This window comes from Bacillus sp. AR4-2, from assembly GCF_008274865.1.
Lineage (GTDB): Bacteria > Bacillota > Bacilli > Bacillales > Bacillaceae_G > Bacillus_A > Bacillus_A cereus.
In genome coordinates, this window is sequence record NZ_CP031062.1 from 232723 (window position 1) to 242500 (window position 9778).

The following is a 9778-nucleotide window of genomic DNA, read 5'->3' on the forward strand; positions in this document are numbered from 1 at the left end:
TTTTACACATACAAAACTTATAATTGATAAAGTGTAATAACGTTTAGAAGTATTTTCGTGAAGAATATACGCCCGTTTATATACGTGAGCATTCAGGAAAAGGGCTTTTCCGCAAATTCGGAAAACGCCTTTTTTTAAATGATAAGTATAGGATAGAAAAGGAGAAGTAACATTGACAACATTTCGAGAATTAGGATTAAGTGATTCTTTACTGCAATCTGTTGAAAGTATGGGCTTTGAAGAGGCTACACCAATTCAAGCTGAAACAATTCCACATGCATTGCAAGGTAAAGATATTATTGGGCAAGCGCAAACAGGTACAGGGAAAACAGCAGCATTCGGATTACCACTATTAGATAAAGTGGATACACATAAAGAATCGGTTCAAGGTATTGTTATCGCGCCAACGCGTGAATTAGCAATTCAAGTTGGAGAAGAATTATACAAAATTGGTAAGCATAAACGCGTTCGTATTTTACCAATTTATGGTGGTCAAGATATTAACCGCCAAATTCGTGCTCTAAAAAAACACCCACACATTATTGTTGGTACGCCGGGTCGTATTTTAGATCATATTAACCGTAAAACACTTCGTCTGCAAAACGTAGAGACAGTTGTTCTTGACGAAGCGGATGAAATGTTAAACATGGGCTTCATTGAAGACATTGAAGCAATTTTAACAGATGTGCCAGAAACACATCAAACATTACTATTCTCAGCGACAATGCCGGATCCAATCCGCCGTATTGCTGAGCGTTTCATGACTGAGCCTCAACACATTAAAGTAAAAGCAAAAGAAGTAACAATGCCAAACATTCAGCAGTTCTATTTAGAAGTGCAAGAAAAGAAAAAGTTTGACGTGTTAACACGCTTATTAGATATTCAATCTCCAGAGCTTGCAATCGTATTCGGTCGTACAAAGCGTCGTGTTGATGAATTATCAGAAGCATTAAACTTACGTGGTTATGCTGCAGAAGGTATTCACGGTGATTTAACTCAGGCGAAACGTATGTCTGTATTACGTAAATTTAAAGAAGGTTCTATTGAAGTTCTTGTTGCAACAGACGTTGCTGCACGTGGTCTTGATATTTCAGGCGTAACGCACGTATATAACTTCGATATTCCACAAGATCCAGAATCATACGTTCACCGTATCGGTCGTACTGGTCGTGCAGGTAAAAAAGGTATTGCAATGCTATTTGTAACACCACGTGAATCAGGACAATTAAAAAATATCGAGCGTACAACAAAACGTAAAATGGACCGTATGGATGCACCGACACTTGACGAGGCATTAGAAGGTCAACAACGTTTAATCGCTGAAAAGCTTCAAAGCACAATTGAAAATGAAAACTTAGCATACTACAAGCGTATTGCAGAAGAAATGTTAGAAGAAAATGACTCTGTAACAGTAGTAGCTGCTGCTTTAAAAATGATGACTAAAGAGCCGGATACAACTCCGATCGCTTTAACATCAGAACCACCTGTTGTTTCAAGAGGCGGCGGTTCTAAAAAACGCGGCGGTAACGGAGGCGGATACCGTGATGGTAACCGTAATCGTAGTCGTGATGCACGCGGCGGTGGCGATGGACGTAATCGTGACCGTAACCGTGATGGACGTAATCGTGACGGAAACCGTGATCGCAATCGTGATGGTAACCGCGATCGTAATCGTGATGGTGGTAGTCGTGGTCGTAGAGGTGAAGGCCAAGGTCGCCCTGGTTCTTCAAATGGACGCGGCGAAAGAAAACATCATAGCCGTCCACAAGCTTAATAAAAAAGAGAATGCCCTTTGCGGGCATTCTCTTTTTTTATTTCTATAATTGTGCATACTACATAATAGTTATGATAGAAAAGGGGCTGTTATATGCTTGTAAGGCTTGGTTACGTTGCGATGAGTGTACATTTGAAGAATGCATCTCCATCTCAAACGATGACGTATGCACAGTTTCAGAAATTAGATGATCGTGATGCTGCAATTCGTAAGCTTGAAAGAATTGCTAATTCCAATTTAGAAAATTGTTTACGTTTATTAAAGCATAATAAAGGACATGACATATCTTTCTTTCGGCTCAGTTCAAAGCTCATTCCTTTAGCGAATCATGAGGAATTGCTAGAGTGGAACTATATTCGTCCGTTAAAAGAAAATTTAAAAAAACTAGGTGAATATGCAGTTCATATGAATATGAGAATTGATTTCCATCCAGATCATTTTGTTGTACTAAATTCACCTGAGGAGAGTGTTTTTAAACAATCTGTAAAAACATTGCAGATGCACAAAAAATTATTAAAAGGCATGGGGATTGAACATAAGCAACGATGTGTACTGCATGTTGGAGGAGGATATAAAGATAAAGAACTTGCATTAGAGCGCTTTATAGAGAATTGGTCGAATGTCCCAAGGGGTATTCAAGAAATGATTATATTAGAAAATGATGATACAACCTTTACGTTAGAGGAAACATTATATTTAGGAGAAAAATTAGATATTCCCGTCGTATTTGACTTGCATCACCATATGATGAATAATGAGCAAGAAGATTGGTATGAAGATTGGGCACGTGTTGTTCATACGTGGGAAACGTCTTTGTTGCCGATTAAAATGCATATCTCTAGCCCTAGAGAGGGAAAAGATCCAAGAGCTCATGCAGATTATATTAATGTAGACGCATTTTTATCTTTTTTAAGAAGGATAAAGGGAAGTGTTCCGCAAATTGATTGTATGATTGAGGCGAAGATGAAGGATGAGTCTTTATTTCAATTAATGAGAGATTTAAGTGAACAAGTAGATGTAGAAATTATCGATGGTGCAAGCTTTTATATTAAATAAGCTTTGCACCATCGTTTTTTTTTGTTAAAAAAGGGGTTAAAATGCCACCGGTTATTAAACCTGTTAAATGACTGATCGGATTGGCAGAAGGGTTAAAGAAAGTAAATAGCAGTAATAGAAGTATCATAATTGAGAAAATGGCAATTTCTTTTGGTTTTGAAGAGCGGTATCGATTGTACAATAAAAATAACTGTGCACCTAATAGTCCGAAAATACCACCTGATGCACCTGCGTGAATATATTCAAGCGGCATAATAATATAAGAAGAAATATTTCCAGAAATTCCAGAGAGAAAAAATAGAATAAAAAAAGAAAAGTGTCCGAGTTGCTTTTCGATAGAAGAACCAAGAGCAAACAAAAAAATACTATTAGAAAGAAAATGTTGTAAGTCTACGTGTACGAGAAGAGAAGTTATGACACGCCACCATTCTCCTTTCGCGATATATTCATTAGAGGCTGCCAGTGGTAAGAGAAAAAAGTCGCCTAATATCATCATGACTAAATGAATAAGCAGTAAGGTAAGAATAGTCGGTTGTAAAGAAATATGAGTGGATCTTATTAGCATACGGTTACTATCACTCCTTTTGCATCAGAAAGATTCTCTGTTATTCTTATCAATATGAAAGAAGAAAGTTAAATAGAAGAAGGGGATTTTGAAATGATTATAGGGATTGGTATCGATATTATTGAATTAAATCGTATTGAAAAAATGCTAGATGGAAAGCTTAAATTTATGGAACGTATTTTAACGGAAAATGAACGTAATGTTGCTATGGAGCTGAAAGGAAGTCGCCTTACAGAGTTTGTAGCTGGAAGGTTTGCAGCGAAAGAGGCGTATTCAAAAGCTGTAGGTACTGGTATCGGAAAAGAAGTGAGTTTTTTAGATATTGAAGTGAAAAATGATGAAAGAGGTAAGCCAATTCTGATTACAAGTACAGAGCATATTGTTCATTTATCAATTAGTCATAGTAAGGAATTTGCTGTTGCTCAAGTTGTTTTAGAAAGCTCGTCACGCTAGTCTGCATATTTTATATCTTTGTCTCATATATTTGAGGTAGCGATAAGGAAGGTACATCTTCCATTCATTTATAGGGGCAAAGGGGCTGAATTGATGAAAAGGCGTCTGTTTTTAGTTCTTGTCGGTTTATTGACCGTTTTTGTGTTGGCGGGTTGTATGGAAAAGAAGCAAGATGATGTCGTGAGAGATTTAGAATCAAAAGTAAAAGGGATGAAAAGTTATCAAGCTGAGGCAAAATTATCTATTAAAACAGGCAATGAGCCTCAAGAGTATAACGTAGAGATTTGGCATAAGGAACCGTCTTTTTATCGTGTGAATTTAAAAAATGCAAAAAAAGATCAGAGCCAAATTATTTTGAGAAATGAAGAAGGTGTATTTGTATTAACGCCAGCACTTAATAAGAGCTTCCGTTTTCAAAGTGATTGGCCGCAAAATAGTAGCCAGGCTTATTTATATGAATCACTTGTAAGAGATATTTTGCAGGACAAGAAAAACCTTACTTTTGAGAAAACGGATAAGTATTATATTTTTAAAACAAAAACAAACTATCAACATCAAAATATGTTGCCGAGACAAGAGATTACATTGAATAAGAGCGACTTGACTCCAGTTTCAGTGAAGTTAATGGATAATGATCAAAATGTTCTTGTGAAAGTAGATTTCTCTAAAGTGAAATTCGATGCGAAATTTGATAAAGGTGCATTTGATACGAAACAAAATATGTCTAGAGCGCAGGTAGATGTTCAAACAACAGCGAAAGAAGACAAACCGTTTGCTATTTTGTATCCACTTGATACACCACAAGGTATGACTCTGCAAGATGAAAAAGAGTTGAAGACAGACAGTGGCAAGCGTGCGATACTCACATACACTGGAAATAAGAAATCCTTTACTTTAATACAAGAAAAGGCAAAAGTTGCAGAGGCATCATCAGCGGTAAGTGTAAGTGGAGAACCAGTTGATCTTGGGTTTACGATTGGTGCATTAACAAAAGACTCTGTAACGTGGTCGCATAACGGAGTAGAATATATGCTCGTGTCTAAAGGTTTAGAGCCGAAGGAGCTGTTAATGGTTGCTCGTTCAGTTACAGCGAAGCAGGTGAAGTAAACTTCTTAGACGTGGTGATATATGTGCACCACGTCTTTTCTTAGTTTGAAGGTGGATTTCATAAAAGAAGCATATAAAAGAATAAGCTTCGCATATCGTGTATAAGGAAGTGTATTTATGGAAGAAGCACCATTTTACCGTGACACTTGGGTGGAAGTGGATTTAGATGCCATTTATAACAACGTTACACATATTAAAGAGTTCATCCCAAGTAATGTAGAGATTTTTGCTGTAGTTAAAGCAAACGCATATGGGCACGATTATGTACCGGTGGCTAAAACGGCATTAGAAGCAGGTGCAACAAGGTTAGCTGTTGCTTTTTTAGATGAGGCTTTAGTGCTTCGGAGGGCTGGTATTACTGAGCCGATTTTAGTGTTAGGTCCCTCGCCGCCGCGTGATGTAAATGTAGCTGCTGAAAATGATGTAGCGCTAACTGTTTTTCAAAAAGAATGGGTGGACGAAGCAATTAAACTTTGGGATGGTTCATCTGTAATGAAATTCCATATTAACTTTGATAGTGGTATGGGGAGAATTGGAATACGTGAAAGAAAAGAGCTAAAAGAATTTTTAAAGAGTTTAGAGGGTGCACCGTTTTTAGAGTTAGAAGGAGTATACACGCATTTTGCAACGGCAGATGAGGTTGAGACTTCGTATTTTGATAAGCAATATAACACGTTCTTAGAGCAGTTAAGTTGGTTGGAAGAATTCGGAGTGGATCCTAAGTTTGTTCATACAGCTAATAGTGCTGCGACGTTACGTTTTCAAGGGATTACATTTAATGCAGTGCGAATTGGGATTGCAATGTATGGATTATCTCCTTCTGTAGAAATACGTCCTTTTTTACCATTTGAATTAGAACCGGCGCTATCACTTCATACGAAAGTCGCTCATATTAAACAGGTAATTAAAGGTGATGGAATTAGTTATAATGTCACCTACCGAACGAAAACTGAAGAATGGATTGCGACTGTAGCGATTGGCTATGCAGATGGGTGGCTTAGAAGGTTACAAGGATTTGAAGTGCTTATAAATGGTAAAAGGGTACCGATTGTAGGGCGAGTAACAATGGATCAGTTCATGATTCATCTTCCTTGTGAAGTGCCACTTGGTACGAAAGTTACGCTTATTGGAAGGCAAGGAGATGAGTATATTAGCGCTACAGAGGTTGCGGAATACTCAGGGACTATTAATTATGAAATTATTGCAACGATCAGTTTCCGTGTGCCAAGAATATTTATACGGAATGGTAAGGTTGTAGAGATAATTAATTACTTGAACAATATATAGAAGGTAGTATGATTGCTTCTTGTCATTGGGGTGACTGTTCATTGCTGGATAATAAGCTCTTTTTGATGAGAAGTTTTTTACTTATAATCATTTTTTATATAAGTTGCACGTAAGTTTTGAAGAGGAGTTCTATTGTTTTTAGTGAGTTATGAGATAAAAAATTTAAGAAGATGAATGTTTTGTTTGTGAATTGGAAAACATAAGCAAGGAATAAGGAAGTCTTTGCAACAGGCTCCATACAATGGTATTATTACAATAGGTGTCATATATATATTTGGGTGTGTAGTTGACGGTGGAGGTGTATTTTTGTGTCCGAATCAAGTGTAACTACTGAAATCGTGGTTCGGTTGCCAAAGCAAATGGTAACGGAATTGGACGGAATTGGAAAACAAGAGAATAAGAATCGCCATGAACTAATTTGCCAGGCAACACAATTGTTATTGCGTCAACATAAGACGAAGAAACGCTACCAACATGAATCAATGCGACGTGGGTACATTGAAATGGGAAAAATTAATCTTGGTATTGCATCTGAAGCTTTCTTAGCAGAGTATGAAGCAGCTCATACAGTAGAACGCTTAGTTAGCGGGGGGTAATATTTTGATTGTAAAACGCGGCGACGTGTATTTTGCAGACCTTTCCCCAGTTGTTGGTTCTGAGCAAGGAGGCGTTCGTCCGGTTCTTGTCATTCAAAATGACATCGGAAATCGTTTTAGTCCAACGGTGATTGTAGCGGCTATTACTGCACAGATTCAAAAAGCGAAATTACCCACTCATGTGGAAATTGATGCGAAAAAGTATGGTTTTGAGAGAGATTCTGTTATTTTACTTGAGCAGATTCGAACAATCGATAAGCAACGCTTAACGGACAAAATCACTCATTTGGATGAAGTGATGATGAGTCGTGTAGATGAAGCGTTACAAATTAGTTTAGGACTAATAGATTTTTAAATCGGCAGTTTAAGTTGCTCTCTTTGAAGGGCAACTTTTTTTATTATAGAGGAGGTTACGGTTGTATATGGAAATGGTAGGTAATCGACAAGCGTTAATGAAAATGTTAGTGAAAGAATTAGGCTTTACCGAAAAGCAAGTTCGTCATGTTATTCAATTAACAGAAGAAGGTAACACAGTTCCATTTATTGCTCGTTACCGAAAAGAATGGACAGGCTCTTTAGATGAGGTGCAAATTCGTACGATTTTAGAGAGATGGCAATATATGATGCAACTTGAAGATAGGAAGGAAGAAGTTCTTCGTCTTATTGATGAGAAGGGGAAACTGACAGAAGAGCTACGACAGCAAATTGTTAAAGCTACAAAGTTGCAAGAAGTAGAAGATCTATATCGTCCATATAAAGAGAAAAGAAGAACGAAAGCGACAATTGCTAAAGAAAAAGGATTAGAACCATTAGCTGAATGGTTATTGTTATATAAGAAAGAAGATCCGGCTAAAAAGGCAGTGGAATTTATTAATGTAGAGAAAGAAGTGCAATCTGCAGAAGAAGCTTTACAAGGTGCACAAGACATTATTGCAGAAATGGTTTCAGATGAAGCTGCGTATCGTAGTTGGATTCGAAATGTTACTTTTAGAAAAGGTGTTATGTCTTCGTCCGTGAAAGATGAAGAAAAAGATGAAAAGAATATATATGAAATGTATTACAGTTATGAAGAACCATTGCAAAAAGTAGTACCACATCGTGTATTAGCAATGAATCGTGGCGAGAAAGAAGATATATTGAGAGTTGCTGTTGTTCCGCCAGTAGATGAGATAGTAACTTTCTTAAATAAGAAAGTAATTCGTGATAACGATTCGAAAAGTGCACATTATGTACAATTAGCGATTGAAGATGGTTATAAACGATTAATTCAATCTTCAATCGAAAGAGAGATTCGTAAAGAATTAACAGAAACAGCTGAAGAACAAGCAATACATATTTTCTCTGAGAACTTACGTAACTTATTATTACAACCTCCGATGAAAGGGAAAGTCGTGCTAGCGGTAGATCCGGCATATAGAACTGGTTGTAAATTGTCTGTAGTAGATGATACGGGGAAAGTACTACATATCGATGTTATTTATCCGCATCCACCTGTTCGTAAATATGATGATGCAAAAACGAAAGTTCTTTCTATTATAGATAAATATCAAGTTGAAATGATTGCAATTGGTAATGGGACAGCATCTAGAGAAACAGAAGAGTTTATAGTAGATGTATTACAAAGTGTGAACCGAGATGTCTTTTATATTATTGTAAATGAAGCGGGTGCTAGTGTATATTCAGCTTCTGATTTAGCCCGTGAGGAATTCCCAAATTTACAAGTTGAAGAGAGAAGTGCCGTTTCTATTGGGAGACGTCTGCAAGATCCACTTGCTGAACTTGTGAAAATTGATCCTAAATCAGTTGGGGTTGGACAATACCAACATGATGTATCTCAAAAGAGACTGAATGAGTCATTAACATTTGTAGTAGAAACAGCTGTTAACCAAGTTGGGGTTAATGTAAATACGGCTTCGGTTGCATTGTTACAATATGTTTCAGGTTTATCGAAAACTGTTGCGAAAAATATTGTGGCAAAGAGAGAAGAAGATGGGAAATTCACGAAGCGCACGGAATTAAAGAAAATCCCACGTTTAGGTGCAAAGACGTATGAACAATGTATAGGTTTCTTACGTATACTAGAAGGAGCGAATCCATTAGATCGAACAGGTATTCATCCAGAGCAATATAAAAATGTTGAATTATTATTGAAGAGTCTAGGGTTATCGATAGATGACGTAGGACAACCGCAATTACAAAAGAGATTGGAAGAAGTAGAGATTTCTAAGTTATCTCAAGAAACAGGAGTTGGGGAGCCGACGTTAGTTGATATTATAGATGCGCTTATTAGTCCAGAACGCGATATGAGGGATGAGTTGCCTAAACCACTTCTGAAAAAAGGGATTTTGAAATTAGAAGATTTAAAACGTGGTATGGAATTAGAAGGAACAGTTCGTAACGTTGTTGATTTTGGTGCTTTTGTTGATGTTGGCGTAAAGCAAGATGGTTTAGTACATATTTCTAAACTTAGCAAACAGTTTGTAAAGCATCCGTTAGATGTTGTATCAGTAGGGCAAATTGTAAAAGTATGGGTAGATGATATTGATACAAAAAAAGGACGCGTTGCACTATCTATGTTGCCGATTGAATAGTAAGAGAAGAGAGCAGATGAAACTGCTCTTTTTTTATGGAATAAAAAGTGTAATGGATTATGAGCTTTGATGTATTTTGCTATAATAAAACCAGCATTCATTTAATAACTTAATTTGATACCGGTTTTTTTCGAAATATGCACGTTGCATTTGTTTTTTTAGCCACGTAGGCATAGGAATCCCTCCTTGTTTAATCCTGCTCTCAAAAATCTAAAATGCTATTGATGAGAGGTTGGTGAGTGGATTTCTATTCATGTTTTGTTTTTAGAAACCACGCTTCTTACATGAGGATGGGTATATGTACTATTTAATATATGTATAAGAAGGGAGAAAAGTGTAAAAATATTTT

10 protein-coding genes are annotated in these 9778 nt (G+C 36.8%); 8 read left to right on the forward strand and 2 right to left on the reverse strand.

What is annotated here, in order from left to right; genetic code table 11:
* The first annotated feature begins 172 nt into the window (after positions 1–172).
* Complete coding sequence (gene cshA, locus DN399_RS01335; RefSeq protein WP_000206585.1) at positions 173–1774, forward strand: degradosome RNA helicase CshA; 1602 nt, start codon at positions 173–175, stop codon at positions 1772–1774.
* Between the two features lie 93 nt (positions 1775–1867).
* A complete protein-coding gene (gene uvsE / locus DN399_RS01340) occupies positions 1868–2830 on the forward strand; it encodes a UV DNA damage repair endonuclease UvsE (RefSeq protein WP_000961166.1) in 963 nt (320 codons plus the stop codon).
* On the opposite strand, the gene DN399_RS01345 is transcribed toward uvsE, so the two are convergent.
* Positions 2823–3395: a rhomboid family intramembrane serine protease gene (locus DN399_RS01345; protein ID WP_000908523.1), complete on the reverse strand. Its 573-nt coding sequence runs from the start codon at positions 3393–3395 to the stop codon at positions 2823–2825. The two genes, uvsE and DN399_RS01345, sit on opposite strands and share 8 nt — an antisense overlap.
* Before the next feature lie 93 nt (positions 3396–3488).
* Between DN399_RS01345 and acpS the strand changes: the two genes are divergently transcribed.
* The 6 genes from acpS (at position 3489) to DN399_RS01375 (ending at position 9429) form a co-directional block, all read left to right on the forward strand.
* Complete coding sequence (gene acpS, locus DN399_RS01350; protein ID WP_000583415.1) at positions 3489–3848, forward strand: holo-ACP synthase; 360 nt, start codon at positions 3489–3491, stop codon at positions 3846–3848.
* 156 nt (positions 3849–4004) lie between these two features.
* Positions 4005–4955: a LolA family protein gene (locus tag DN399_RS01355; protein WP_002004297.1), complete on the forward strand. Its 951-nt coding sequence runs from the start codon at positions 4005–4007 to the stop codon at positions 4953–4955.
* Between the two features lie 117 nt (positions 4956–5072).
* Positions 5073–6242 (forward strand): alanine racemase, encoded by a 1170-nt coding sequence (gene alr / locus DN399_RS01360; RefSeq protein WP_016124210.1) that lies wholly within the window; start codon positions 5073–5075, stop codon positions 6240–6242.
* A 308-nt stretch (positions 6243–6550) separates the two neighbouring features.
* Complete coding sequence (locus tag DN399_RS01365) at positions 6551–6838, forward strand: antitoxin EndoAI (RefSeq protein ID WP_000004570.1); 288 nt, start codon at positions 6551–6553, stop codon at positions 6836–6838.
* A gap of 4 nt (positions 6839–6842) precedes the next feature.
* A complete protein-coding gene (gene ndoA / locus DN399_RS01370) occupies positions 6843–7193 on the forward strand; it encodes a type II toxin-antitoxin system endoribonuclease NdoA (RefSeq protein WP_000635965.1) in 351 nt (116 codons plus the stop codon).
* A gap of 67 nt (positions 7194–7260) precedes the next feature.
* Complete coding sequence (locus DN399_RS01375) at positions 7261–9429, forward strand: Tex family protein (protein WP_016124211.1); 2169 nt, start codon at positions 7261–7263, stop codon at positions 9427–9429.
* A 57-nt stretch (positions 9430–9486) separates the two neighbouring features.
* Here the strand turns inward: DN399_RS01375 and cmpA are convergent, their stop codons facing one another.
* Complete coding sequence (cmpA, locus tag DN399_RS01380; protein WP_001143642.1) at positions 9487–9603, reverse strand: cortex morphogenetic protein CmpA; 117 nt, start codon at positions 9601–9603, stop codon at positions 9487–9489.
* Positions 9604–9778 lie beyond the last annotated feature (175 nt).

Excerpts from the sequence above, each read along its gene's own strand:
- uvsE (WP_000961166.1), top strand. The coding sequence starts at position 1,868 with ATGCTTGTAAGGCTTGGTTACGTTGCGATGAGTGTACATTTGAAGAAT.
- DN399_RS01345 (WP_000908523.1), bottom strand. The coding sequence starts at position 3,395 with ATGCTAATAAGATCCACTCATATTTCTTTACAACCGACTATTCTTACC.
- alr (WP_016124210.1), top strand. The coding sequence starts at position 5,073 with ATGGAAGAAGCACCATTTTACCGTGACACTTGGGTGGAAGTGGATTTA.
- DN399_RS01355 (WP_002004297.1), top strand. The coding sequence starts at position 4,005 with ATGGAAAAGAAGCAAGATGATGTCGTGAGAGATTTAGAATCAAAAGTA.
- cmpA (WP_001143642.1), bottom strand. The coding sequence starts at position 9,603 with ATGCCTACGTGGCTAAAAAAACAAATGCAACGTGCATATTTCGAAAAA.
- acpS (WP_000583415.1), top strand. The coding sequence starts at position 3,489 with ATGATTATAGGGATTGGTATCGATATTATTGAATTAAATCGTATTGAA.
- DN399_RS01375 (WP_016124211.1), top strand. The coding sequence starts at position 7,261 with ATGGAAATGGTAGGTAATCGACAAGCGTTAATGAAAATGTTAGTGAAA.